General features: G+C 68.7%; 20 protein-coding genes and 1 riboswitch. Of the genes, 8 read left to right on the top strand and 12 right to left on the bottom strand.

The window, feature by feature from the left end:
- Positions 1-16 precede the first annotated feature (16 nt).
- The 5 genes from NU688_RS07475 to NU688_RS07455 all read right to left on the bottom strand — a co-directional run bounded on the left by NU688_RS07475 (position 17) and on the right by NU688_RS07455 (position 7,962).
- The gene (locus tag NU688_RS07475; RefSeq protein ID WP_257859901.1) at positions 17-649 is read right to left on the bottom strand and encodes a response regulator transcription factor; all 633 of its coding nucleotides are present in this window, start codon (positions 647-649) and stop codon (positions 17-19) included.
- 163 nt (positions 650-812) lie between these two features.
- Positions 813-1,043: a hypothetical protein gene (locus tag NU688_RS07470; protein ID WP_257859900.1), complete on the bottom strand. Its 231-nt coding sequence runs from the start codon at positions 1,041-1,043 to the stop codon at positions 813-815.
- Between the two features lie 110 nt (positions 1,044-1,153).
- Entirely contained in the window at positions 1,154-3,097 is a 1,944-nt protein-coding gene (locus NU688_RS07465) for a PAS domain S-box protein (protein ID WP_257859899.1), read from the bottom strand.
- A gap of 166 nt (positions 3,098-3,263) precedes the next feature.
- Positions 3,264-5,834 (bottom strand): sulfite reductase flavoprotein subunit alpha, encoded by a 2,571-nt coding sequence (locus NU688_RS07460; protein ID WP_257859898.1) that lies wholly within the window; start codon positions 5,832-5,834, stop codon positions 3,264-3,266.
- A 1-nt stretch (position 5,835) separates the two neighbouring features.
- Positions 5,836-7,962 (bottom strand): TonB-dependent siderophore receptor, encoded by a 2,127-nt coding sequence (locus tag NU688_RS07455; protein ID WP_257859897.1) that lies wholly within the window; start codon positions 7,960-7,962, stop codon positions 5,836-5,838.
- Positions 7,963-8,164: 202 nt separating this feature from the next.
- On the opposite strand from NU688_RS07455, the gene NU688_RS07450 reads away from it, so the two are divergent.
- The 8 genes from NU688_RS07450 to NU688_RS07415 all read left to right on the top strand — a co-directional run bounded on the left by NU688_RS07450 (position 8,165) and on the right by NU688_RS07415 (position 18,522).
- Entirely contained in the window at positions 8,165-8,809 is a 645-nt protein-coding gene (locus NU688_RS07450) for a TetR/AcrR family transcriptional regulator (RefSeq protein ID WP_257859896.1), read from the top strand.
- 406 nt (positions 8,810-9,215) lie between these two features.
- A riboswitch (guanidine-I (ykkC/yxkD leader) is annotated at positions 9,216-9,333 on the top strand.
- A 58-nt stretch (positions 9,334-9,391) separates the two neighbouring features.
- Positions 9,392-10,405, top strand: coding sequence for an ABC transporter substrate-binding protein (locus NU688_RS07445; RefSeq protein WP_257859895.1), 1,014 nt, complete (start codon positions 9,392-9,394; stop codon positions 10,403-10,405).
- Between the two features lie 7 nt (positions 10,406-10,412).
- On the top strand, positions 10,413-11,267 hold the full coding sequence (locus tag NU688_RS07440) for an ABC transporter permease (RefSeq protein WP_257859893.1): 855 nt from the start codon (positions 10,413-10,415) through the stop codon (positions 11,265-11,267).
- Between the two features lie 3 nt (positions 11,268-11,270).
- Positions 11,271-12,161, top strand: coding sequence for an ABC transporter ATP-binding protein (locus NU688_RS07435; RefSeq protein ID WP_257859892.1), 891 nt, complete (start codon positions 11,271-11,273; stop codon positions 12,159-12,161).
- A gap of 17 nt (positions 12,162-12,178) precedes the next feature.
- Positions 12,179-12,988: an urea amidolyase associated protein UAAP1 gene (locus NU688_RS07430; protein ID WP_257859891.1), complete on the top strand. Its 810-nt coding sequence runs from the start codon at positions 12,179-12,181 to the stop codon at positions 12,986-12,988.
- Between the two features lie 21 nt (positions 12,989-13,009).
- Complete coding sequence (locus NU688_RS07425) at positions 13,010-13,699, top strand: urea amidolyase associated protein UAAP2 (RefSeq protein WP_257859890.1); 690 nt, start codon at positions 13,010-13,012, stop codon at positions 13,697-13,699.
- 91 nt (positions 13,700-13,790) lie between these two features.
- Entirely contained in the window at positions 13,791-17,534 is a 3,744-nt protein-coding gene (uca, locus tag NU688_RS07420) for an urea carboxylase (protein WP_257859889.1), read from the top strand.
- A 67-nt stretch (positions 17,535-17,601) separates the two neighbouring features.
- The gene (locus tag NU688_RS07415; RefSeq protein ID WP_257859888.1) at positions 17,602-18,522 is read left to right on the top strand and encodes a TorF family putative porin; all 921 of its coding nucleotides are present in this window, start codon (positions 17,602-17,604) and stop codon (positions 18,520-18,522) included.
- A gap of 3 nt (positions 18,523-18,525) precedes the next feature.
- Here the strand turns inward: NU688_RS07415 and NU688_RS07410 are convergent, their stop codons facing one another.
- From NU688_RS07410 to NU688_RS07380, 7 genes are all read right to left on the bottom strand, one after another.
- Positions 18,526-19,584 carry a porin gene (locus NU688_RS07410; RefSeq protein WP_257859887.1) on the bottom strand — a complete coding sequence of 353 codons (1,059 nt, stop codon included), beginning with the start codon at positions 19,582-19,584 and terminating at the stop codon, positions 18,526-18,528.
- A gap of 122 nt (positions 19,585-19,706) precedes the next feature.
- Positions 19,707-20,687: a tripartite tricarboxylate transporter substrate binding protein gene (locus NU688_RS07405; protein ID WP_257859886.1), complete on the bottom strand. Its 981-nt coding sequence runs from the start codon at positions 20,685-20,687 to the stop codon at positions 19,707-19,709.
- 63 nt (positions 20,688-20,750) lie between these two features.
- Complete coding sequence (locus NU688_RS07400) at positions 20,751-21,971, bottom strand: DUF5624 domain-containing protein (protein WP_257859885.1); 1,221 nt, start codon at positions 21,969-21,971, stop codon at positions 20,751-20,753.
- Positions 21,968-23,092, bottom strand: coding sequence for a hypothetical protein (locus NU688_RS07395; protein WP_257859884.1), 1,125 nt, complete (start codon positions 23,090-23,092; stop codon positions 21,968-21,970). Before NU688_RS07395 ends, NU688_RS07400 begins: the two co-directional genes overlap by 4 nt.
- A 3-nt stretch (positions 23,093-23,095) precedes the next feature.
- Entirely contained in the window at positions 23,096-23,974 is an 879-nt protein-coding gene (locus tag NU688_RS07390; protein WP_257859882.1) for an amidohydrolase family protein, read from the bottom strand.
- Positions 23,975-24,096: 122 nt separating this feature from the next.
- Positions 24,097-25,080 carry a tripartite tricarboxylate transporter substrate binding protein gene (locus NU688_RS07385; protein WP_257859880.1) on the bottom strand — a complete coding sequence of 328 codons (984 nt, stop codon included), beginning with the start codon at positions 25,078-25,080 and terminating at the stop codon, positions 24,097-24,099.
- Entirely contained in the window at positions 25,064-25,927 is an 864-nt protein-coding gene (locus NU688_RS07380; protein WP_257859879.1) for an HpcH/HpaI aldolase/citrate lyase family protein, read from the bottom strand. The genes NU688_RS07385 and NU688_RS07380 overlap by 17 nt, the downstream gene beginning before the upstream one ends.
- Positions 25,928-25,950 lie beyond the last annotated feature (23 nt).

The raw sequence follows: 25,950 nt of genomic DNA, 5'->3' as shown, positions 1-25,950 counted from the left end.
CAAGAACGCCGCGGTCTTAATCGATCAACTGCGTCTTGATGGCGTAGTAGGTGAGGTCGCTGTTCGTGGAGAGATTCATCTTCTCCATGAGCCGCGTGCGGTAGGTGCTGATCGTCTTGACCGAGAGCGACAGCGCCTCGCCGATGCTGCCCACCGATTCGCCCTTGGCCAGCTTCAGGAACACCTGGAACTCGCGCTCCGAGAGATGCTTGTGCGGCGGCTCGCCGTCCTTGCGCTCCAGCTGGCCGGCGAGCAGCTCGGCCACCGAGGCCGAGATGTAGCGACGGCCGAGTGCCACGGTACGGATGGCGTTGGCGATTTCTTCCGGCTCGCATTCCTTGTTGAGGTAGCCCGATGCGCCCTGGCGGATCAGGTTGACCGCGTAGTGCTCCTCCGGGTAGCCGCTCAGGATGAGCACGCCCAGCTGCGGCGCCTTGGCGCGGACCATGGCGAGCGCATCGATGCCGCTCTGCCCGGGCATGGAAAGGTCCATCACCAGCACGTCCATTTCCGTGGTGCGGACCATGTCGATGGCTTCGCGGCCGGTGGCGGCCTCGCCGACGACCCGGAAGTCCACGAAGGTGGAGAAGAAAGCCTTGAGGCCTGAGCGAACGACCGCGTGGTCGTCGACGATGCCGATCTTGATCATGAGGCGGCTCCTGTGTGTTGAACGATGAACGCGCTGTGCGCGGAGGTCAAAACGATGCCACAAGCGTGGGGTGTTTTTCCGCCGTCCGGACGGGACGCGCCCTTGTCCTGCACGAGAACCCGGAGCCGTCCGCCACGCCGGCGGGAAGTCCTCCCGGCGGCGGTCAGGCAGCGCCCAGGACGATGGCGCCCGATTCGATGAAGCGATCGAATTCGATTCTCGGAATGGCGGCCGTGAGCGGCTGGCCATCTTCCGTCCAGGTCAGCACCGCGCTGTCGCCGTCGACGATGACCTGGCAGTTGCCTTCCGGAATCTCCAGCAACGGGCCGTCGCCCGCGCGAAATTCGACATGGGAGACGATGCGGGCGTCGATCTGTGTGGGGGTGGAGGACATGGCGCCCATGTTTGCGCCCATCCGTCAGTCCCGGCGTGGGACGGCGCCGCGTGAGAGGCGAAGGTAAATGCCTTCAAAGAGCCCTCAAAGAGGCTCGCGCGCCTTCTCGGTCAGGGCTTGCCGAGCAGTCGCTCGAGCAGGCCTTCGAGATGGTGCGCATCGACCGGCTTGGTCAGGTGCGCGTAGAAGCCGGCCGCCATGCTCGCGTCCCGGTCGGAGGACTGGCCGTAGCCCGTGACGGCAACCAGCGGCGGTGGATGGGCGATTTCGCGGCGCACCCGCCGCGCCACTTCGACGCCGCTGAACCCCGGCAGGCCGATGTCCAGCAGGACCAGATCCGGCTGTTCGACCTTGATCGCTTCGAGGGCCGAGGGGCCGTCGGCGGCCGTCCGAGTCAGGTAGCCCAGGCTTTCCACCAGCAGGCACATGGTCTCCGCCGCATCGCCGTTGTCGTCGACCACGAGAACGATCTTCCGGCCCTCGGCACTTTCATTCCTTTTCTTCTCCAGCGGCGCGGCGGCGCGCGGCAGGCGAATGACGAATTCGGCACCGTCGCCGGGCGTGCCCTTGCTGAATGCACTGACGTCGCCGCCATGCAGCGTCACCAGTTGCTGCACGAGCGTGAGACCGAGGCCCAGCCCGCCCTGCGGACGGGAGATTTCCTGCTCGCCCTGCGCGAACAACTTGAAGATCTGCGGCAGCGAAGGCGGCGGGATGCCGGGGCCGTTGTCGCTGACGCTGATCTCCGCGTTGCTGCCGTCTTCCCGCAGCCGCACCTCGATGCGGCCGCCCTCGGGCGTGAACTTGATCGCGTTGTTCAGCAGGTTGCAGAGCACCTGGATGAGGCGGGCCCGGTCGCCGGTGACCCAGGGCTCGCCGGGCGGACCGTGAAAGACCAGCGCGTGGTGCCTCGCGTCAGCGGACGGCCTGAGCATTTCCAGCGCTTCGTCGATGACGCCGGAGAGCTTCACCGGCTTCGATTCGAGGTGGATCTTGCCGCTCGTGATGCGCCCGACATCCAGCAGGTCGTCGACCAGCCGCGTGATCTGCTTGAGCTGGCGGCCGATGATGCTGCTCATGCGGGCCAGCGTCGCCGCGTCGGCGGCCGGGCCCAGGCGCTCCATGATGGCCACCGCGTTGGAGATCGGCGTCAGCGGATTGCGCAGCTCGTGGCCGAGCATGGCCAGGAAGGTCGTGATGCGGCGCCCCTCGTCCTCGAGGATGGAGATGCGCCGGCGCTCCGTCAGGTCACGCGTGACCTTGGCAAAGCCACGGTGGCGGCCGGTTTCGTCGAAGAGGGCCGTGATGATCACGCTGGCCCAGAACCGGCTGCCGTCCTTGCGCACGCGCCAGCCCTCGTCCTCGAAGCGGCCGACCTCGTGCGCGGTCTTCAGCTCCTGGTCGGGAAAGCCGGTGGCGGTCACCTCGGGCGGATAGAACGTCGAGAAGTGCTTGCCGATGATCTCGTGCGCCTCGTAGCCCTTGGTGGCCTTGGCGCCGGCGTTCCAGCTCACGACGTAACCGCTGGGGTCGAGCATGAAGATCGCATAGTCCTTCACGCCGTCGACGATGAGCCGGAAGCGCTCCTCGCTGGCGCGAAGCAGGTCGTCCTGCTTCTGCCGGGTCGACAGGTCGCGGGTGATCTTGGAGAAGCCGCGCAGCTTGCCGTCCGGGCTGGTCAGGCGGGTGATGACGACGCTGGCCCAGAAGCGCGTTCCGTCCTTGCGCAGGCGCCAGCCTTCTTCCTGGTACTGCCCGGTCTTCGTCGCGACATCGAGTTCGTGCTGGGGCCAGTTCTTCCCCAGCAGCTCGGGGGGATAGAAGACGGAGAAGTGGCGCCCGATCACCTCATGGGGTTCGTAGCCCTGGAGTTGCCTGGCGCCCGCGTTCCAGCTGAGCACGATGCCGCCGGGGTCGAGAAAGAAGATCGCGTAGTCGGTGATGGCGTCGATCATCAGCCGGTAGTCGGCATCGGTGATCAGCCCGAGGTTCAGCGGAAGATTGAGATCGGGGCCAGTTTCATCCCTCTGGACTGGTGCACCGGCAAGGGCCATTTTCTCGGTCTCGTTTTGGAAAGCCAGAGCGGCACAAAGCCACTGTCGGGCGAGACGTTATGGCGTTTTGCTGCGGGCAGGTGTCGGACAAGGCCGCAGGTTCCGACCATCTGTTGGCCTGTCGGGGCCGCGGGTTCAGGCGCGGCGCTCTCTTCAACCCAGCCTCTCAGTAGACATCGCGGCGATAGCGGCCCCCGGCGACCAGGTCGTCGAAGGCCGGCTCTCCCAGTGCCTCGCGCAGCACGGCATCGACACCGGGGGCCATGCCTTCGAGGCTGCCGCAGACATAGACCACGGCACCGTCGGCCACCCATTGCCGCAACGTGTCGGCCGCCTCGCGCAACCGGTCCTGCACGTAGCGGCGCTGCGGCTGGTCGCGGGAGAACACCAGGTCCGCGCGCGCCAGCATGCCGCTCGCCTGCCACCGTGCGATGTCGGCGGCGCAGAAGGCATCGTGCGCGGCGTTCCGCTCGCCGTACACCAGCCAGTTGCGCCCATGTCCGCGCCGCACGCGCTCGCGCAGATGCGCGCGCAGGCCCGCAAAACCGGAGCCGTTGCCGATGAAGATGCACGGCGACGCCTCGTCGACCAGCGCGAAACCGGGGTTGTGCAGCAGGCGCAATTCGATGGCGGCGTCGGCCGGCGCCGAGGCGGTCAGCCAGCCCGAGGCCACGCCCAGCCCGTCGTCGTGACGGGCCTGGCGCACCAGCAGTTGCACGCACCCGTCGGGCGTGATGGACGCCACCGAATAGCTGCGCGGCGCCAGGGGCAACAGCGTGTCTGCCAGGGCTTGCGCGGTGCTGCCCGGGGCTGGCGGCGGCAGCGTGCTGCGGGACAGCGCCTCTTCGAGCGTGCGCTCGTGGCCGTCGAAACGCACGAGCGCTCGCCCGTCGAGCCCGCTGTCGTGCAGGAACCGTTCGACCAAAGATGCGGCCTGGCGCGGCAGCAGTTCGACGAGCGCACCGGGCGCCCAGGCGGCCGCTTCGGGGCGGGCCAGTTCGATCTCGAACAGGGGATCGCCCTGGCTGCCGTTGTTGAGCAAGCTGCGGCGCACAAGGCGCCACGGCTCGAAGGCCAGCGCCTCTGGCTGGTGCGTCTGCCAGGCATCGGCCTGCACCGCGAACGTTTCGGCCAGCGACTGCCGCCAGCGCGCGAGAGCGCCGGCATCGCCGTTACTCACCTCGATCATCGGGAACAGCGCCCGTGCGCCATGGCCGCGCAGGTCGTGGTCGAGCGTCCTGCCGAAGCCGCAGAAGTTGGCGTAGTGCCTGTCGCCCAGGGCGAGCAGGCCGTAGCTCACGTGCTGCAGGCCGGGGCCGGTCTGGGTCTGCCGCGCGAACTGGCGCGCAAAGGCGCGCAGGCTGTCCGGCGGATCGCCGTCGCCGAAGGTGCTGGCCACCAGCAGCACCTTGCGGTAGCGCTGCAGCGCATCGACGCTCAGGCGGACCAGCGGCTGCAGCACCACCGCGACGCCGGCCGATTGCAGCACCGCCGCCGTCTGCAGCGCGATGCGCTCGGCGTGGCCGGTCTGGGTCGCGAAGGTGAGCAGCACGGGTTCGGCGCCGCTTCCGGCCGGCGGCAGGGCGGGGCTCAGCCGGGCACGCTCGTCGCGCACGGCCCGCTTGGTGCGCCGGCGCCCGAGGTAGAGCATCCATCCGGTGATCGCGAACAGCGACAGCCCCAGGCTGCTGAGCGTCATCACGATGCGGCCCGGCAGGCCCCAGTAGGTTCCCATGTGCAGCGGGTAGACGCTGTTGAGCAGGCGGCCGGCCAGCGGCTTGTCGCTGTAGCGCTCGTGCCGCGAGGCTTCGCCGGTGGCGGCATCGAGATAGAGGCGGTTGCGTGCGCGCTCGTGCTCGGGGTTAGTGCGCAGGTAGGTCGCTTCGATCTGCGTTGCATTGCGCCCCGGCATGCGGAACGTGACCAGGCTCCAGTCGCCATGGGTTTCCTGCAGGAAGGATTGCCACACGCGCTGCAGGTCGGGCTTGGGCGCCGAAGCCTTCCTGGCGGGCGCGGCGCCGGTTTGCATGCGTTGTGCGCGAACCATGCGCCCTTCGCCCGCGGCGTTGTCGATCACCGTTCGCAGCGCATCGAAACCCCAGTAGAGGCCCGTCAGGCTGGAGGCCAGGTACGCCAGCAGCGCCACGGTGCCGACGACCGCATGCAGGTTCCAGAGAAATGCGCGGCCGGTGAGCGCGAAGTCCAGCTTCAGCCAGGCCCGCCAGGCGAGTGGCCGGCGTGGCCAGCGCAGGTAGAGGCCCGACAGCGCCAGGATCAGCAGGCCCGTGGCCAGCGTGCCGGTGACGGGCTTGCCGGTATCCCGGGGCAGCAGCAGCCATCGGTGCAGGCGCTCGACGAACTCGAAGAAGGCATCGCCCTTCGGTTCGGGCAGCAGCTCGGCCGTCCAGGGATCGACCAGCCGCGCCTCGCCCTGGCGTTGGCCTTCGGGCGGCGCGAAGTTGACGCGCGCCGGCCGGCCGGGTTCGGCATACACGGTGAGCGCGGCGATCCGCTCTGCCGGATGCGCCGCCTGCACGCGCTCTGCCAGCGCCGCGGGGAGCAGCGCCGCTGCGCCCTGCGGGTTGGCCACATGGCGCAGCTCGGGATTGATCGCGTCGACGATCTCGGCGCGAAAGGACAGCGTGGCGCCGGTCAGCCCGATCACCACCAGCACGGACCCGGCCGTGATGCCGATGAACCAGTGGATCTGGAACCAGACGCGCCGCAGGAGTGCCATGTCAGAGGTCGATCTTCAACGTTGCCTTGACCGAACGCGGCGCGCCCACTGCCAGCCGCGTGCCGGCGGCTGCCCAATAGCGCTTGTCGCCGACGTTGTCGATGTTGATCTGCCACAGCGTGCGCTTGCCGAACAGCTGCGTGACGTAGCGCGCGCCCAGGCCGAAGATCGTGTTTCCGCCGATGAACGCCTGGTTCAGGTCGTCCACCGGGCGTCGCCCCGTGTAGTAGGCCCCGCCGTTGACCGAGAGGCCCGGCACGGCCGCGATGTCGTACGAGAGGAAGGCACTGGCCGTCTGTTTGGCGGTGTTCTCGGGCAGCTTTCCGTTGTACTGCGCGTTGATGTCGCGGAACTCGGCGTCGAGCGACTGGGCCGAGAGTTGCCACGCGAGCGCGCGGGTCAGGCGGCCCTGTGCCGAGAGTTCGAGACCGCGATAGCGCTGCCGCCCGTCGGCCACGAAGGTGTTGGCGCTGTTGGTGTAGGCGCCCGGGCGCTCGATGTCGAACAGGGCGCCGGACAGCAGCATGCCGCCGCCGGTGAGCCAGCGCAGGCCGATTTCCTTCTGCTTGCTGATGCCGGGCGGCATGTGGGCGTTCTGGTTGGCGGTGCCCGCGGGCGCGATCTCGCCTTCCTCGACACCCTCCGCATACGACACGTAACCCGCGAGGTCCGGCGTGAACTTGTAGCTGAGCGCCGCGAGCGGCGTGGTCTTGCGCACGTCGAAGGCAATCAGCGGGATCGTGGCGCTGGCGCCTTGCGTGCTCTCGAAGTGCGTGCGGCGCGCGCCGACCACCAGTTGCCACTGCGGCGAGAAGGTGATCCGGTCGAGGGCGTAGAGGCCCAGTTCCTTGCTGTCCTGCGCGCCGGTGGTGGGGCGCGTCGGCATCGCGGTCAGCGGCAGGTAGCCGATGACGATCGGGTTGTAGAGGTTCTGCGCGGTACTTGCGCCGCCATAGTTGCGCTGGAAGATCGGGTCCTGCGTCTTCTTGCTCTGCGCGGCGCCGAGGGTGAGTTCGTGCTGCACGCTGCCGGTGGAGAAGGTGCCGAACAGCTCGGTGCGGAACAGGTCGGAGGTCTGCTTCAGGCTCTGGTCGTTGCCGGTGATGCGGCCCAGGCCGGTCTGCACGTTGTAGTTGCCGAAGCTGGCGAGCCGGCGATCGCGCTCGGCCTCGGAATGGCCGGCTTCCACCATCAGTGCCCAGTTGTTGCTGAGCGAATAGTCGGCGCGCAACTGGGTGTTGGTGACCTCGGCATCGAAGACCGCCCAGGCGGGGCCCAGCAGCTTGTCCGGATCGGGCAGGGCGGGCAGGGTGATGACGCCCCTGACGGCCGCGGGCCGCGTGATGCCGGCCTGCTCGGTGATGCGCTTGCGGTAGTTCTCGATGTCGGCCTTGAGGGTGAGGCGGCTGTTGACGCGCCAGTCGAAGGCGGCCGACACGAACCTGCGGTTGCCATCGATGCCGTCGATGTTGGAGCCGACGCGGCCGCCGGCTGCGTTGATGCGCAGCCCGTACTGGTTCTGGTCGCCGAACTGCCGTCCGATGTCGGTGGAAGCCTGCAGCGAGCCCTTGTCGTCGACCGTGAGCCCGACGGAGCTCACCGGCGTGCTGCCCGCGCGCTTGGTCACCAGGTTGATGATGCCGGCCGGCGTGGTGAAGCCGTAGTAGAGCGCCGATGCGCCCTTCAGCACCTCGACGCGCTCCTTGTTCTCCATGGGAATCTCGGAGACGTTGGGAATGGCGAGCGAGCCGTTGAGCCGGTAGTTCGTCCGGTTCTCCACGGCGATGCCGCGGATCACGAGCTGGTCGAAGGTGTCGCCGCCGTTCTGCTGGCGCGTCACGCCCGCGGTGTTGCGCAGCACGTCATAGATGCCTGCGGCGCCCTGGAGCTCGAACACGTCGCGCGTGACCGTGTTGACGGTCGCGGGGACCTCCAGGATGTTGGCGCCGCGGAATGTGCCGGCCTCCACGGTGTTCGCGACAAAGCCGTTGGTCGCGCTGCCCTCCACGGTGACGGTGCCCAATTGCCCGCGCGATTCGGAGGAGGAGGCGTCGGTCGTTTGTGCGTACGAGACGTGGGAAAAGGCGCCCGCGAACGCGAGTGGCGTTGCCAGAAGAAGCTTGTGCATGGAAGAGGGGGGAGTCAGCGTTGCGTGGAAGCGCGCAGTACTCAAAGAGTATGCAGATGGAGTTTATCGCAGGCCGTGCGGATGAGAATCGTTCTCGCAAAAATCTCAGAGCAATTTCAATGCCTCTTGCGCAGGGTGAGCAGGGCCCTGCCCCCTAAGATCGCGAACCCACCGCTTCGCGCAGGCCCCATCATCCCGACCCATGACCGCTGAATCCCTTTCTCCCCGCGCGAGCGACCAGCGCAGCCTGATCGCCAAGGGCGCCGCGGAGCTGTTCGCCCGCAGGGGTTACGCGGCGACGTCGATGAACGAAATCGCCGAAGCGAGCCATCTGTCCAAGCCCGGCCTCTACCACCACTTCAAGGACAAGGCCGAGGTGCTGCTGCACATCGCGGACGGGCATGTCTCGCGGCTGGTCGACATCGTGACGGGTGTGGAGGCGTTGGACCTCGCACCCGAGCAGAGACTGCCCGAGCTGATCGAGGCATTCATGCTCGAGTACGCGGGGGCGCAGAGCGAGCACCGCGTGCTCACCGAAGACGTGCGCTTCCTCGCCCCGGACGCACAGGCCCGCGTGCTCGACAAGGAACGCACGGTGGTGCGGGTGTTTGCCGATGCCATCGCCGCGACGCGCCCCGACCTGCACGACGCGCAGCTTCACAAGCTCTTGACGATGTTCCTCTTCGGCATGCTCAACTGGATGTTCACCTGGTTCCGGCCCGGCGGACGGTTCACCTACGAGGAGATGGTGCCGATCGCGACGCAGCTCTTCGTGAACGGGATCTCGGGGTTGGAAGTCACGCCGAAGAAAACGACGCGGGGCAAGCGGCCGGGCAAGTCATCCTGAGGGACTGCGGCCGCAGGGCAGGCTAGGTCTTCCTGCTCGATCGGCCCGTGAATTGCCCGTGCCAGCACGCACGCGCATCCGCGCGAGCCAGCAGCCCGTCTCTCAGCGCAGCGACGAATGCGCGCCAGATCGGGCGCAGCCAAGTCAATCCAGGCATCGGTTTTTCCTTCAAGGCAGGCACAAGGCATTCCGGACATCGGACATGCGGTTGGCTTGCAAGCCGCATGCCGTCGAGCGTTGCCGGGCAGCACCAGAAAGTCGCCGTGCATCGCACTGGATGGGTGCGGCGAACCGGCGCACGCACCGATGCCTTGCGTTCGACGACCCACCGACCCGCGAAAACGCCTCCAACGTCTGGCATGGCGTTTGCGTAGGAGAGGGCAGGGAAGCGACGTTCAGTCGCTCACCGAAGGGTCGCTAGGGTTCCGGTTGCACGCTCGGTGCAATGTCTGGTCCGAGAGCAACCGGCCTCAGGCGCGCACGATCGCGTCCAGGCTCCACGGCGGGACAAAAGCCCGGGAGGTTCACTTCGTTGCGAGGTGGCTTCCCAGCCTTTTGCTATTCGCTTTTTGGAGCCGACACATGTCTGAAATCTCTTTTGCACGCCTTTCACGGCGTTGGTATCAGCGCGTCTGCGCGGGCCTTCTGGGCGCTGCGCTGTTCGCTTGCGGCCTGGGCGCCTCGCGGCCCGCGATGGCCGAGGTCAAGGTCGGCGTGTCCGACTGGCCGGGCTGGGTCGCGTGGTACGTGGCCGAGCAGAAAGGCTTCTTCAAGAAGCAGGGCGCGGACGTCAAGCTCGTCTGGTTCGCCAACTACACCGACTCCATCGCTGCGCTCTCTTCCGGCCAGCTCGACGCCAATTCGCAGACCTGGTCCGACACGCTCGGCCCGCTGGCCAAGGGCCTGCCGCTGAAGGCCGTGCTGGTCAACGACAACTCCGCCGGCAACGACGCGCTGGTGGTGAGCGCCAAGATCAAATCCTTCGCCGACCTCAAGGGCAAGACCGTGGCGCTGGAGCAGTACAGCGTCTCGCACTTCGTGCTGGTCACGGCACTGGCGAGGAATGGCCTGAAGCCCTCCGACGTCAAGATCACCAACCTGTCCGCCGGTGATGCCGCCGCTGCCTTCATGACCGGCCGCGTCGATGCCGCGGTCGTGTGGAATCCGTGGATCGACCAGATCACGCGCAGCGGCAAAGGCCGCGCGCTGTTCACCTCGAAGGACATGCCGGGCCTCGTGCCCGACCTGCTGGTAGCGCAGGACAAAGCCATCCAGGGCAAGCGCAAGGACCTCGTCGGAATGATCCGCGCCTGGTTCGACACCGAGCGATTCATCCGCGAGCACCCGGAAGAAGCGGCCGCGATCATGGCCAAGGTGGTCAGCATGAAGCCGGCCGACTACAAGGTCTTCCTGCCGGGCACCCGCTTCTTCGACGCCGCCACCAACAAGCTCGCGTTCGATGCGGGGCAGGGCGCTTCGCTGCAGGCAGTGACGCCCACCATCGCCGCCTTCCTGCTCGAGCACAAGCTGATCGACGGCAAGCCCGATGCGGCGCGCGGCGTGGATGCCAGCCTGCTGGCCGACGCGCTGAAGTGAGGCCGCGATGAGCGAGAACACCGGCTCCTTGCCGGGGGCAGCGCCGTTGCCGCCACCCTTGCGCGCATTGCGCCAGCCCTGGTGGGGCATACGCAGCGCCATCCCGATGCGCCGCACCGCCGTGCTGGTTGGCCTGGGTCTGTTGCTGCCGCTGCTGGCCTGGGGCCTGCTCGCGGCCAGCGGCTGGGTCGAGCCCGTCTTCATGCCCGGACCCTGGCAGGTGCTCCAGCGGCTGCACGACTGGTACGCCGACGACGCCTTGCTGGGCGACATCGGCATCAGCACCTTGCGCGTGGTGGCGGGCTGGGCGCTGTCGGCGCTGCTTGCGCTGCCGCTGGGCCTGGCGATCGGCAGCTTTCGCAGCGTGCAGGCGCTGCTGGAGCCGCTGACCGACTTCATCCGCTACATGCCGGCGGTGGCCTTCATTCCGCTGGTGATGGTGTGGGTGGGCATCGACGAAGGCGCCAAGATCGCGATCATCTTCATCGGCACTTTCTTCCAGATGGTGCTGATGGTGGCCGAGGACGTGCGGCTCGTGCCCATGGCGCAGATCGAGGCCGCGCAGACCATGGGCGCGAGCCGCGCGGAAGTGATTGGGCTGGTCATCGTTCCGGCGGCCAAGCCGGCGCTGCTCGACACCTTGCGCATCACCATGGGCTGGGCCTGGACCTACCTCGTGGTGGCCGAGCTGGTGGCCGCCAGCTCGGGCCTGGGCTTCTCGATCCTCAAGGCGCAGCGCTTCCTGCAGACCGACAAGATCTTCGCCGGCATCCTGCTGATCGGGCTCATCGGCCTCGCGATCGACCAGTCGATGCGCTGGGCGCACCGGCGCGCTTTTCCCTATCTGCATACGAGGCGCTGAGCCATGGACACGCAACTCACTCCCAAGCTGCCCAAGCTCCGTGTGCGCGGCGCATGGAAATTCTTCGGCACCGACACCACCGGCCCTGCCGCGCTGCAGGACGTGCACCTCGACATCGCCGACAACGAATTCGTCACGCTCGTGGGCGCCTCAGGCTGCGGCAAGTCGACGCTGCTGCGCGCCCTCGCGGGCCTCGAGCCGCACAGCGCCGGCGAGATGCTGTGCGACGGCGCGCCGATCGAAGGCCCCGGCCCACAACGCGCCATGGTGTTCCAGCACTACAGCCTCTACCCCTGGCTCACGGTGATCGAGAACATCAAGTTCTGCCGTCGGCTGCAGATTCATACCCGCGAGCGCACCAGCGCCGACGTGGAAGCGGCCTCCGGCCGCGCCGATGCGCTGCTGCGCCTCATGGGCCTGTGCCATGTCGAGAACGCCTACCCCGGCCAGCTCTCGGGCGGCATGCAGCAGCGCGTGGCCATCGCACGCGCGCTGATGGGCCGGCCGCAGATATTGCTGATGGACGAGCCCTTCGGCGCGCTCGATGCACAGACCCGCGAGGTGATGCACGACCTGATCCTGCATGTGCACCGGCTGGAGCGCAGCACCATCGTCTTCGTCACCCACGACGTGGAAGAGGCGATCTACCTCGGCCAGCGCGTGGTGCTGATGGCGCCGCGACCGGGGCGCATCGACACCGTCTACCCGGTGCCTTTGCCGAACGCGCGCACGCAGGACATGAAGCTCGCGCCCGAATTCCTGGCCCTCAAGCGCGAGGTGCTCACGCGCATTCGCGCCACCTCCGGCATGCAGACCGATTTCGAGCTGCTCGAAAAGCTCTCGCATGCCGCCTCCACCGACCTGGCGCCCGAGCCGGGCGGCCTTTCTTCATGAATGAAACGGAGACCTCGATGACCGATCTCGACAACACCCTCGCGCCCGATTCGACGGCGCATGCCCCCGTCGACGCCTTGCCCCACTGGCGCAGCTTCGCCGCCAGGCTGCCCGAAGACCGCGTGCTGTGGAGCGAAGTGCTGCCCGGCGGCAGCCACTGGAGCTGGCGCGTCTCGCGCGGCACCGCGCTGCGCTTCGTTGCGATGGGCGAGCGCGCCAACTGCTCGGTGCTGCTCTATGCCGCGCGCGACAAGCTCGAGCGTTACAGCATGCCCGACACCTGCAAGGCGCTGCACACCGCGCACTTCACGCGCGGCCATGTGCTGATGAGCGACATGGGCCGTGCGATGGCGTCGATCACGCACGACACGCTGGGCTGGCACGACCCCTTCGGCGGCCTGCTCGATGCCGCGCGGCTGCGCGAGAAGCACGGCGAGCAGCGCTACGAGACGCACCGCAACGCGATGTACCGCGCGGGCCGCGACGGCCTCCTGATCGAGATCGGCAAGCACGGACTGGCCGCGCGCGACCTCATCACGCCCGTCAACCTGTTCAGCCAGGTCGCGGTCGATGCCGAAGGCCGCTTCGGCTTCAACGCCGGCCAGCGCGTCGAAGGCCATGCGGTCGAACTGCGCTGCGAGATGGATGTGGTCGTTGCCGTGTCCACCGCGCCGCATCCGCTCGATCCGCGCCTGGGCTACGCGCCGGGCAAGGTGGGCATCGCCGCCTGGCGCTCCGGCCCCGCGCCGGCCGACGACTTCTGCCGAGGCTTTCGCCCCGAGTGCGCGCGTGCGCTGCACAACGCGGATGTCTTCGCGCTCTCCTGAACCTTCAGCCCCTGCAGTCCCATGACCACCACTGTTTCCACCCCTTCATCCGCCCAGCGCCTGCAAGAAAGCGCGCTCGATCCGGCCCGCGCCGTGCTGCGCCATCGGCAGCCCGCCGGCGAGCCCTGGCTCGGTGAAATCCGCGCCGGCCAGACCGTGCGCATCGTCGACCTCGAAGGCAATCAGGCCGCCGACGTGCTGTTCTACAACCGCCACGACGTGGCCGAGCACTACAGCGCCAGCGACACGCTGCTGCGCCAGAGCGGCATCTACCTCACTACCGGCTCGGTGCTGGTGTCCAGCGAAGGCCGGCCGATGCTGACCGTCGTGGCCGACACCTGCGGCCGGCACGACACGCTGGGCGGCGCCTGCGCGGCCGAGAGCAACACGGTGCGCTATGCGCTGCAGAAGAAGTTCATGCACTCCTGCCGCGACAACTTCCTGACCGCGCTGATCCATGCCGACATCGGCCTCGGCAAGCGCGACCTCGTGCCCAACATCAACTTCTTCATGAACGTGCCGGTCACGCCCGAAGGCGGCCTGCGCTTCGACGACGGCGTTTCCGGCCCCGGCAAGTACGTGGAGCTGCGCGCCGAAATGGACGTCTGGATGCTGGTGTCCAACTGCCCGCAGCTGAACAACCCGTGCAACGCCTACAACCCGACGCCTGTGGAATTCATCGTGTGGGATGACCCCGTCACGGTCGACTGACCGCTTCACCGCGCCGACAGGCGCCGCTGCGGGACGACCCGCAGTGCCCGTGTTCCGCGGCAGGACGACCTGCCACGACGGAATCCGTCCCATGTCTTCGCCATCCGTTTCCATTCCGGGCGCAGCCGCTGCAGTTGCCACTACTGCAACCCGCTTCGACACCGTCCTCGTCGCCAACCGCGGCGCCATCGCCTGCCGCATCATCCGCACCCTGCGCGCGCTGGGCCTGCGCTCGGTCGCCGTGTACTCGGAGGCCGACGCCGATTCGGCCCACGTGGCACAGGCCGACCTGGCCATCTGCATCGGCCCCGCGCCGGCGGCACAGAGCTATCTCGATGCGGAGCGCATCCTCGCCGTCGCGAAGGAAACCGGCGCTGGCGCCATCCATCCCGGCTACGGCTTCCTGTCCGAGAACGCCGGCTTCGCACAGGCCTGCGAGGACGCCGGCATCGCCTTCATCGGCCCGACGCCCGCGCAGATGCGCGCCTTCGGCCTGAAGCACACGGCCCGCGCGCTGGCCGAGGCGCACGGCGTGCCGCTGCTGCCGGGCAGCGGCCTGCTGGGCGACCTGGACGCCGCACGCGAGGAAGCCGCGCGCATTGGCTATCCCGTCATGCTCAAGAGCACGGCGGGCGGCGGCGGCATCGGCATGCGGCTGGTGCGCAGCGAAGCCGAGCTGGCGCCCGCGTTCGAAGCGGTGGTGCGCCTCGCGCGTGCGAACTTCAAGGACGCGGGCCTCTTCCTCGAGAAGTTCGTCGAGCGCGCGCGCCATGTGGAGGTGCAGCTCTTCGGCAACGGACGCGGCGAGGTGGTCGCGCTTGGCGAGCGCGACTGCTCGGCCCAGCGCCGCAACCAGAAGGTCATCGAGGAAACGCCGGCCCCCGGGCTCGATGCGGCCACGCGCACGCACCTCCTGAAAACCGCCGGCCGGCTCGGCCGCGCGGTCGGCTATCGCTCGGCCGGCACGGTGGAATTCGTGCTCGATGCCGACAGCGGCGCCTTCTACTTCCTGGAGGTCAACACGCGCCTGCAGGTGGAGCACGGCGTGACCGAGCAGGTCACGGGCATCGACCTCGTCGCGTGGATGGTGCAACTGGCGCGCGGCGACCATTTCGAACTCGCGGCGCCGGTGCCGCGCGGTGCGTCGATCCAGGTGCGGCTCTATGCCGAAGACCCGGCGCGCAACTTCCAGCCCAGCGCGGGCCTGCTGACCGAGGTGCGTTTTCCGTCCGATGCGCGCATCGAGACCTGGGTCGGCGCGGGCAGCGAGGTGCCGTCGCACTACGACCCGATGATCGCCAAGCTGATCGTCACCGGCACGGACCGCGCGGACGCCGTGGCGAAGCTGCAGGCCGCCTTGCGGGACACGCGCCTTGCCGGCATCGAGACCAACCTGCGGTATCTGCGCGCGGTGGTGGCGACGGACGACTTCGTGCAGGGCCGCATCGTGACCCGCTCGCTGGCGGATTTCGACCATCGCCCGAATGCCATGGAGGTGCTGGAGCCCGGCGTGCAGACCACCGTGCAGGACTGGCCCGGCCGCACCGGCTACTGGGATGTCGGCGTGCCGCCCTCGGGCCCGATGGACGACCTGGCGTTCCGGTTGGCCAATCGGCTCGTCGGCAACCCCGAAGGCGCCGCCGCGCTCGAGTGCACGCTGGGTGGACCCGCGCTGCGCTTTCACAGCGACGTAGTCATCGCGCTGTGCGGTGCATCGATGCCCGCCATGCTCGACGGCGTGGCGCTGGCGCCCTGGGCCTCGCACCGCGTCAAGGCCGGCGGCGTGCTGCGGCTGGGCGCGATCACGGTTTCGCCCGCTGAAGGCGGCGGCAGCCGTGCCTACCTCGCGGTGCGCGGCGGCATCGACGTGCCGCGTTATCTCGGCAGCCGCGCCACCTTCACGCTGGGCCAGTTCGGCGGCCACGCGGGCCGCACGCTGCGCGCGTCGGACATGCTGCACGTGGGCGACGAGGCGGTCGGCGAGCCGGTTGCCGCGCTGTCGCCGCAAGCCATTCCGGCGCATGCCGGCGGCCCTCGCGCCTGGGACATCGCGGTGCTCTACGGCCCGCACGGCGCGCCGGACTTCTTCACCGATGGCGACATCGACACGTTCTTCGCCACCGACTGGGAGGTTCACTACAACTCCAGCCGCACCGGCGTGCGCCTGATCGGACCGAAGCCCGTGTGGGCGCGCCGCGACGGCGGCGAGGCGGGCCTGCATCCCTCCAACATCCACGACAACGCCTACGCTGTCGGCGCCATCGACTTCACCGGAGACATGCCGGTGATCCTCGGCCCGGACGGTCCCAGCCTGGGCGGCTTCGTCTGTCCGGCGGTGGTGGTCGCGGCGGAGCGCTGGAAGCTGGGCCAGCTGCGCGCCGGCGATGCGGTGCGTTTTCGCTGCGTCACGCAGGACGAGGCGGCCCGGCTGCAGGCGCAGCAGGACCACTGGGTGCAGGCACTCTCGGGGCCGGAGCCGGCCCTGCACCCGACGATCAGGCTGCTGCCGACAGCGCGCGACCTGGGCTCGCCGATCCTGCGCGAGCGCGCCGCCGGGCCCGGCCGTCCCGCGCTGGTGATGCGCCAGGCCGGCGACCGGTACGTGCTCGTGGAGCTGGGCGAGCTGCAGCTGGACATCGCGCTGCGCATGCGCATCCATGCGCTGCATGCCGCGCTGCAGGCACGCGCGCTCGATGGCGTGATCGACCTCACGCCCGGCATCCGTTCGCTGCAGGTGCACTTCGATCCGCGCCGGCTCGCGCGCACCGCGCTGCTCGATGCGATCGTTGAGGCGGACGACGCGCTCGGCGACACCGACGACCTCGTCGTGCCCTCGCGCACCGTGTACCTGCCGCTCTCGTGGGACGACAGCGCCACGCGGCTGGCCATCGAGAAATACATGCAGTCGGTGCGCCCCGATGCGCCCTGGTGCCCGAGCAACATCGAGTTCATCCGCCGCATCAATGGCCTCGCCACGATCGAGGAGGTGCAGCGCATCGTGTTCGATGCGAGCTACCTGGTGCTCGGGCTGGGCGACGTGTACCTGGGCGCGCCGGTGGCCACGCCGCTCGATCCGCGCCACCGGCTGGTCACGACCAAGTACAACCCCGCGCGCACCTGGACACCCGAGAACGCTGTGGGCATCGGCGGCGCATACATGTGCGTCTACGGCATGGAGGGGCCCGGCGGCTACCAGTTCGTCGGCCGCACGCTGCAGATGTGGAACCGCTGGCGCGATGCGCAAAGCGGCGCGGCCGACTTCGAGGCCGGCAAGCCCTGGCTGCTGCGCTTCTTCGACCGCATCCGCTTCTATCCGGTGAGCGAGAGCGAGCTGCTGCAGATCCGCCGCGATGCGCCGGCCGGGCGCTATCCGCTGCGCATCGAGGAAGGGCGCTTCGGCATGCGCGAGTACCGCGGCTTTCTCGATGCGCATGCGAGCGACATCGCCGCCTTTCGGGAGCGCCAGCGCAGCGCCTTTGCCGGCGAGCGCGAGCGCTGGCGCGCGCTCGGGCAGGCCGAGCATGTGGACGAGTCGCCGCTCGCGGCATCCATCGCGGCGGACGCCGAAGACCTGCCCGGTGGCGCTTCCGTCGTGCGGACCCAGGTGCCCGGCAGCGTGTGGCGGGTGCTGGTCGAGGAGGGTGATGCCGTGGCCGAGGGCGACACGCTCGTGGTGGTCGAGTCCATGAAGATGGAATTCGCAGTGACGGCTCCGTGCACCGGGCGTGTCTGGCGCATCGCCTGCCGTGAAGGCGCGGCGGTCGGCGCGGGGCAGGAGGTGGTCGTCGTGGTGCCTGCTACGGCGGCAATCGGGACGGACGGGGGAGGGGCATGAAACACGAAACCTGATGCATCCATTCCGCTTTCGTTTCTTCCTTTCCTATCGATCAAGAGGCCTGTTCATGCCCAAACCCGCATTTCGCATTCGTTCGTTCCACCTGCTGACCGCCTGCATGGCGCTCGCCGGCGCCGCGCAAGCCGGCGCGCAAGAAGCGCCGCCCGCCGACAAGGCGAGTCCGCCGTACACGCTGACGGCGCACATCGACCTGGTCTCGCGCTACGTGCTGCGCGGCGCCACCTCCACCTACGGAAACAGCGCACCGCTGGGCAATGCCGGGGCCGATGCCCCCGAGTCTTCCAAGGGCGCGGTGCAGTGGGGCGTGGACTGGGTGCACGAGAGCGGCTGGAGCCTCGGCTACTGGGCATCGACGGTCAACTACTCCTACCGCCAACTCGGCCGTTCGTACAGCGACCGCAGCATCACGGCCTTCCAGCGCGGCAAGTCCATCGAGAACGATTTCTATGGCGCCTACAGCGGCAAGATCGTCGGCGACCTCGGCTACGCCGTGGGGCTGACCGGCTACTACTACGTCAACGGCAAGAACTCCAACGCACTGGAAACCAAGCTCGGCCTGAGCTACGGGCCCGTGAGCTTCAACGCGCAGACCTTGCTCGACGACGTGGTCTGGGGCAACAAGGGCGACACCTACTGGACGCTGGTCTACACCGCGCCGCTGCCGCACGACATCACCTTCACCGCCACGCTGGGCGCCTACACGTACAAGAAGGAGGGCAAGTACCTCGGCACCACGGACACGTTCAACGGCACGGCCTGCGGGCCGGGCGCCGCCTTCGTGGTCAATGGCTGCTTTGCGGGCAACGCGCCGGTGGGCAGCGCCTTTCGGCATCTGACCCTGGCGCTGTCGGCGCCGATTCCGGGCACGCCGCTCACGGCTTCGGCGCAATGGATCGTTGGCGGCGACAACCGCTTCGGCGTGCGTCAGAAGGACCAGTGGCTTGCATCGGTCGCCTATGGGTTCTGAAGATCAGAAGTTGTGCGAGATGCCGAACTGCAGCCCGCGCGCCGCACGGCCCGGCGTGCTGGCCGGCGCCGAGTCGGCCACCACGTAGGCCGCGTTGCCGCGGTTGCGCACGAGCGAATAGGTGCCGTACAGCGCGGTGCGCTTGCTCAGGTAGTGCACATAGCCGACGGCGTATTGCGTCGCGTCGTCGTTGTCCAGGCCCGGCCCCGAGCGGTTGGAGCGCGCGACCGACACCTTGATCACGCCCGGACCGACCGGCACGCTCACGCCCAGCATCGCGTTGACCTGCTTGTCGCCCTCGGTCTTCTGGCGGTAGTAGTTCGCATAGAGCTTGGCGAGCCCGAAGTCGTAGGTGCCGCCCAGGGTTGCCACGGTGTAGTCATTGGCGCCGACTGGCGTCACGCCGTAAGCGGCGGCGACGTCGATCGTGCCGTTCGTCCAGCCGACGCGCCCGCCGCGGTAGCGCGCGCCGTCCTCGCCTTCGGGCAAGGCGTACATCGCCTGGCCGTAGAAACCGCCCAGGCCCTTGGGAAGGAAGTAGCCCACCGAGTTGTTGGCCCGCGCCAGCGTGCGTGCGCCGCCGAGGCCGAAGGGCCAGCCCTCGACGATGTTGGCCGAGCCGCCAACGCCCACGGTGCCGAAGGGCGAGAACTGCGAGATGTTCCAGAACGTGGGCGTGTAGTCGCGCCCGAGCCGGATCTCGCCGAAGCTGTTGTGCGACAGGCTCACCGTGGAACGCCGGTGGAAGCCCACGCCCTGGATCTCGCCGGTGTCGGGCAGCAGCGCCATCTCGAGCCAGAAGCTCGCAGCCAGTCCGCCGCCCAGGTCTTCCGTGCCGCGAAAGCCCAGGCGGCTGGGGAAGATGTTGCCGCCCTGGTCCATCGCCTTGACGGAGCGGCCATCGCTCTTCGTGTAGGTGATGTTCATGTCCAGCGTGCCGAAGAGCTGGACGCTCGACTGCGCCGTGGCGCTCGCGCCGGCGGCGAAGCAGATCGCGCCGGTGACGGCGTGCGGCAGCCGGCGGCGAATGCGAAGGTGAAAGGGAAGGGTGGTTGTCCTCATGCGTGTCTCCTCGTTGTAAAAATGGCGTGCGTCGGCACACGGCGCCTGCACTGCAGGCACCGCGGCGTGGGAACTTCGGAAAAGAAAAAACGGGCGCCGCGTTCAGCCGCGCCGGGGCACCGTCAGTCGATGCGGATGTTCTTGGCCTTGATCAGCCGGCCCATGGCCTGCGCCTCGCGCTCGACGGCGGCTGCCGCCTCGGCGGATGTGCTGCCGATCGGGTCGAGGCCGGCGTCGTTGAGCAGCTTGGCCATCTCGGGCGAATGCGTGATGGCGACGATTTCCTTGTTCAGACGCTCCACGATCGCCGGAGGCGTCTTGGCGGGCACCCAGAAGCCCAGCCAGGTGAACACCTCGACGCCCGGGTAGGTTTCCGAGAGCGTGGGCACGTCGGGCGCCGCCGGGCTGCGCTTGCTGCCCGTGTAGGCCAGCGCCTTGAGCCGCCCCGACTTGATGTTGGCCAGCGCCGAGACGGGCGGCTCGAAGCCCAGCTGCACCTGGCCGCCGAGCAGGTCGGGCGCGGCGCTTTGCTTGTAGGGCACATGCAGCAGCTCGATGCCGGCCGCCTCCTGGAACAGCTCGAAGCCCAGGTGCGAGGTCGTGCCCGAGCCGTACGAGGCAAAGGAAATCTTGCCCGGCTCGCGCTTGGCGAGCGCCACCAGCTCGGGGATGTTCTTCGCCGGCACCGCGCTGTTAGCCACGATGAACGAGCCGCCCTTGAGCGCCTGCGTGACGGGCACCAGATCGTGCTTCGCGTCGTAGGGCATCTTTGAGAGCAGGAACGGCGTCATCGTGAACGGGTTGCTCGTCGAAAACAGGATCGTGTAGCCGTCGGGCGCCGCCTTGGCCACCGCGTCGGTGCCGATGGAGGCCAGCGCGCCGGGCCGGTTCTCCACCACCACCGGCGTCTGCAGCGCGCGGCCGAGCCGGTCGGCATAGGCGCGCGCAAAGATGTCGGAGCCGACACCCACGGGCGTGGGCGTGATGATTTTTATCGGCCGCGATGGCCAGGGCGTGCCCTGGCCCCAGGCCGGTGTGAGGGCACTCGATGCGGCCAGCACGGTGAACGCGGCGAGCAGCGAGTGGGTGAGTTTTTTCTTCATGGTTTGTCTCCGGTCTTTCTTGTGTGTCTCTGAGGTTCGGACGCTCGAAGGCGCAGCCGGCGTTCAGCCGGTGTTGCGCGCGCCTTCGGGCAGCGGCGGATAGGTCGTGCCATCCAGGCCGGGCACCGTCACCCGCGCCGGGTCGTTGCCGTGCGCCTGCAGTTGCTCGACGGCGTAGTCGGTCACGCAGCCCGAGAGCAGCTGGCGCGGGTCTTCGAGCACGACGCGCAGCCGCGTGTTCAGCGCGCGCCAGTCGTCCGGCCCGGCGATGGCCGGCATTTCGCCGACAGCGCGCGTGTCCGCATCGAGCACCGGGCGCACGGTCGACGTGGGCTCGTAGCGCGGGTAGCCGTCGTACATCAGCGCGCCGAGTTCGCTCACCGCGCGCGTGTGCGCCCAGAGCTGGCGCATCGGCGTCTCGAATGCGCGCAGCGCTGCGATGTCGGTGGCGGCGCCCGGCGCGAACTCGCCCGCGTGCGGCGCGATGAAAAGCCGGTCGAGCGAGAGCGTGTGGCGCGAGGCGCCCAGGATCATGGCGGCCACCGAGTTGGTGGTCCAGGTCACGCCGGCGGTCGGCCGGCCCTGGCGCCCCACGACCAGCGCCATGGCGCGCGACCAGTCGATGGCGTGGCGGTCGAGCCAGGCGATCACGCGGTGGCTGATGTCCATGCCGACCAGGAAGAAGGTCGCGATCATCACGGCGTTCATCGGCACGGTGGCACCGGCAGCGGAGCCCGTGCCTTCGAGGTAGTGCGTGCGCATGTCCTCCGGCGTGAAGAGCGCGGGCTGTTCCAGCACGCGCTCCAGGTAGCGCTCGGTCAGCACGCAGGAGTAGTGCACCAGCTCGGCGATCTTCTCTTCGCGCCCTCGGTAGGCCGGCACCGCGATCGTGTCGCGCCACAGCGCCACCGAGTTGGCTTCGCGCGCGATGCGGGTGGCGACCAGCAGCCGCTCAGCCTCCCGGCGCCACAACGGTCCCTCGGGATCGACCAGGCGCATCTTGAGGATCGACGCCACCGCCGGGCCGTGGTGCGAGATGCCGGCCAGCTCCTTGAAGCCGCGCGTGGACAGGCGAAAGCCCTGGACCTCGGGGTCGCGGCCGCTGCCGGGGAACAGAACCACGTCCGCGCTGGTGGCCACGATGAGCGGGTCGCCCGCCGTCGCGGCGGCGGTCAGCGCGGCGAGGTTCGCGCCGATGCCCTGCGGGCCTCCCGTGTAGGTCTCGAAGAGCCGCAGCAGCTCGGGGCTCTGATGGCTCTGTGGCGATGCGGGGGGCTGGTTCATGCGGGCTCCTTGCCTGCATCGAGGTCGAGGCGGTACACGCGGCTCGGCGTGCGAAACCGCACCTCGCCGCTGAGGCTGTTCGTGACCACGAGGTAGCGCCGGCCTTCCGCCTCGAAGCAGGTCGCGTCGGTGCCGCCGGAGGTCGGGAATTCGCCGATGGGCACCATGAGGCCATCCTGCATGCGGGAGATCGTCGACTGCAGCCGCGGAATCGGCGCCTCGCGCGTGCCGTGCAGGAAGTTGATCTGCACCAGCCGACCGCCGTCCGGCGTCGGTATCCAGTCGAACTCGCGGCCGCCGGGGCCGCTCAGCACCTGGTGCGCCGCGAAGCGGCCGTCGGTCCAGCGGAAGAGCACGGTTTCTTCATGCAGGCAGGCGAATGCCAGCCAGGTGGCGCCTTCCGTTTCGAAGCAGCAGAAGGCGCGGCCGCTCTTGCCATCCAGGTCCTGGAAGGGCTCGAAGGCATCGCCGTTCCAGCGCAGCAGCTGCGAAGGCACCGCATGGTCGGCGTAGGCCAGCAGCTTCTGCCCGTCGACCTCGAAGAAGGCCCAGTTGTAGCCCCAGCCCGAACGCACCGTCTGGCGCTTGACGAAGCGATCGCCGTCCCATTCGAAGATGCACGATTCGGCGCCCGGTGCGAGGGGCGCATCGCCGTGGGTCACGCCCTGCGCGAGCGCGAGGAAATGCCGCGACCCGATCTCGAAATGGATCCATTGCTTGGCGGCCGAGGTCGGGATGCGCTGGAAGGTCTCGAAACGGCCATCCACCAGCTCGAAGATCGTCGAGTGCGTGTCCAGCGCGTACGGGCCCGAGCCCGTGCGCAGGCTCGCGGTGGCGAGAAAAGCACGCGTGCCGATGCGAAAGAACTCGGCGTCTTCGCCGCCCGGCACCGGAAGGCGCGCGTGTTCGACGAACTGCTCGCCTTCCCAGCGGTAGACCAGCGCCTCGACGTCGCTGTTGCCCAGCGTCATCTGCGCGGGCTGGCCGGCGATGTCTTGCGCGAGTTGCGGCACCACGAGGTAGCGCGTGCCGTCGTGCTCGAAGACCTCGGCGGCGCGTGCGCCCGAGGTGTCGAGTTCCTGGATGCAATGCATGAGGGGCATGAGGGTGGTGTCGCTCATGGTTCAGAAGCCGAAGAGGCGTGCGGGGTTGTCGGCCAGCACCTTGCGGCGCGCGATGGGGTCGGGAATCCAGTCGGCCAGCAGGTTCAGAAGTTCGCCGGTGTCGCGCCCGCCTTCCGGGATGTGCGGCCAGTCGCTGCCCCAGATGACGCGGTTGGGCACGGCCTCCACGATGGCCTGTGCGAGCGGCCGCAGCTTCGCGTAGTTGCCGTCCTTCGCGAGGCGGTACGGACCCGACAGCTTGAACCAGCCGCGCCCGTCGGCCACGGCGCGCAGCAGGCGGTCGAAGTCGGCGCGGGTGAGGCCGTCGCTCTCCAGCATGTAGCCCATGTGGTCGATCACGAAGTCCGATTCGAGATCGGGCAGCACCGGAATCAGGTCGCGCACGACCCAGCCCGGCGTGTAGAACTGGACGTGCCAGCCGAGCGGCGCGATGCGCCGGATGCTGCGCTCGATGTAGGCGTGCAGCTCGGCGGTGGGGAGCTGTGCGCGCAGGAACAGGTCGAGCCGCAGCGCACGCACGCGGCGCGTGTGCATCGTGCGGAGGGCCTCTTCGGAAACATCGTCCTCGACCATCGCGACGCCGCGTGCACGGTCGCCGACGGCGTCCAGCGCATCGAGCATGCAGCGGTTGTCGGTGCCGTAGAAGCTGGGCTGCACGATCACGAAACGCTCGATGTGGAGCACGCCGAGCGCGCGCCGCAGTTGCGCGAGGTTGCCGTCCGGCAGCGTGTAGTGCGGGTGTTCGACGTGCGGGTAAGGCTCGGCGGGGCCGAAGACATGCACATGCGCATCGCAGGCACCGGCGGGAACCTCGAAGGCCGCGCGGGTGAGGGTCTGCGCGTCGCGCATGGGCTTGGAAGTCAGGATCTCGTGGGTCATGGTCGAGCGGTGGCGGGAGAAAAGAAAGAGAGAAAAGAAAGAGAGAAAAGAAAGAGAGAAAAGAAAGAGAGAAAAGAAAGAGAGAAAAGAAAGAGAGAAAAGAAGGCGGGAGGGAAGGGCGGTCAGTCGAGCTTGATGCGGCCGCTTGCGAGCAGCGCGCGGAGGCGCCCGATCTCGCCGGCGATGGTGCGTTGCATTTCCGCGGGGTCACCCGACGCGGGCTCGAAGCCCTGCACCGCCAGGGCCTCCCGAAGTTTCGGGCTGGCCAGCGTGCGTTGCCAGGCCTGCAGGACCTCCTGCCGCTGGGCGGCCGGCGTGCCGGTGGGCAGCACGAAGCCGACCCACGAGCGGTACTGGTAGGTGCGCAATGCGGGCAGGCCGGTCTCGGCATAGCTCGGAACCTGCGGCAGCATCGCCCAGCGCCGGGAAGAGGTGGCGGCCAGGGCGCGCACCCTGCCGCTCTGCACCAGCGGGACGATCGGCGCGGTGGCGTAGAGCATCAGGTCCACTTCGCCGCCCGCCAGCGCAGCCATCACCTGGGCCTCGCCCTTGTACGGAATGTGGCGCGCGTCGATGCCGAGCGTGTGCAGCAGCTCCTCGCTCTGCAGGTGCAGGCTGGTGCCGATGCCGAAGGAGCCGTAGGTGAGTTCGCCCGGATGCGCCTTCGCGTACTGCACCAGTCCAGCCATGTCGGCCACCGGCAGGTCGGCGCGCACTGCCACCACGCCGGCATTGGTCGCGGCGATGCCGAGGGCATCGAAATCGGTCAGCGGGTCGTAGCCGGGCGCCTTGTCGACCACCGGATTGACCGAGGCGATGGACGGCGAAACCGCGATCAACGTGTGGCCGTCGCGCGGTGCGCGCAAGGCGGCCTGCACGCCGATCTTGCCCGCCGCGCCCAGGCGGTTGTCGACCACCACGGGGTGGCCGAGCGCGGCCGACAGCTCGGGCGCAACAAGCCGCGCGACGCGGTCGATGGGACCGCCGGGCGGCGCGGGCACGATGATCGTGGAGACCTGCGAAGCGGCATTGGCGCTGGCACAGGCCCCGCCGAGGACGAGGCCCGCCGCGAGAAGCAGTGCCCGCAATTCAGGCCGCGCGCGCATGCGGTGTCTCCGCGGCAAGAGATGCATGGCTGGCCAGCGCACCGCGCACGCGCTCGTGCATCGCGGTGAGCAGCACATCGGTGTCGATGCCCGTCATGAGGAAGGGCGCCGCGCCGCGCGCCAGCAGTTCGGCGTTCAGCGCCGCATCGGCGATGCCACCGATCGACAGCGGTGTGCCGGCGCGCGCGCAGGCCGCGAGTGCGCTGTTCAGCGCCTGCTGCACCAGCGGATGGCGGTAGTCGCCCGGCACGCCGAGTTCCGCGCTCAGGTCGTTGCAGCCGATGCTCACCAGGTCCACGCCGGGCACCCGTGCGATCGCCTCGGCGTTCTCGATGCCCAGCGGGCTCTCGATCAGCACGTTGACGACCACGGCATCGTTGGCCAGGCGGTAGGTGTCGGCCGCCGGCAGCCGGCGGTAGCCGAACTGCGGCAGCGCCGCGATGGCCGAGCGGTGGCCGTGCGGCGGGAAGCGGCAGGCTGCGGCGAGGTCAGCCGCCTGCTCGGCAGTCTCGACGCGCGGAAAGATGAGGCCCGATGCGCCCGCGTCGAGCAGCCTGCCGATGGCGCCGTACTCGCGCTCGGGCACCCGCACCAGCGCCATCAAACCGAGGTCATGCGCCGTGGCGCAGATCGCGCCGGCCGCGTCGAGCGGGATGGTGCTGTGTTCGAGATCGACCCAGATCGCGTGGTGGCCGCTGGCCTTGGCCAGCCGGGCGATATCGGGTGTGCGCGCCATGCGGATGCCGAAGGCCGTCAAGGGCTCGCCGCGGACCAGCCCCTGGATCAGTGGATGGCCCTGGAAGGGCTTGGATGCAGGGTGCGCCTGCGGCTTGTCTCTGCTTGTCATGCAGGCATCGTAGGCAAGGTGTC

This window comes from Variovorax sp. ZS18.2.2, from assembly GCF_024701975.1.
In the GTDB taxonomy this organism is placed as follows: Bacteria; Pseudomonadota; Gammaproteobacteria; order Burkholderiales; family Burkholderiaceae_C; genus Variovorax.
Note: the sequence above shows the minus strand (reverse complement) of the source record. Positions and strands in the feature narration are given on the sequence as shown.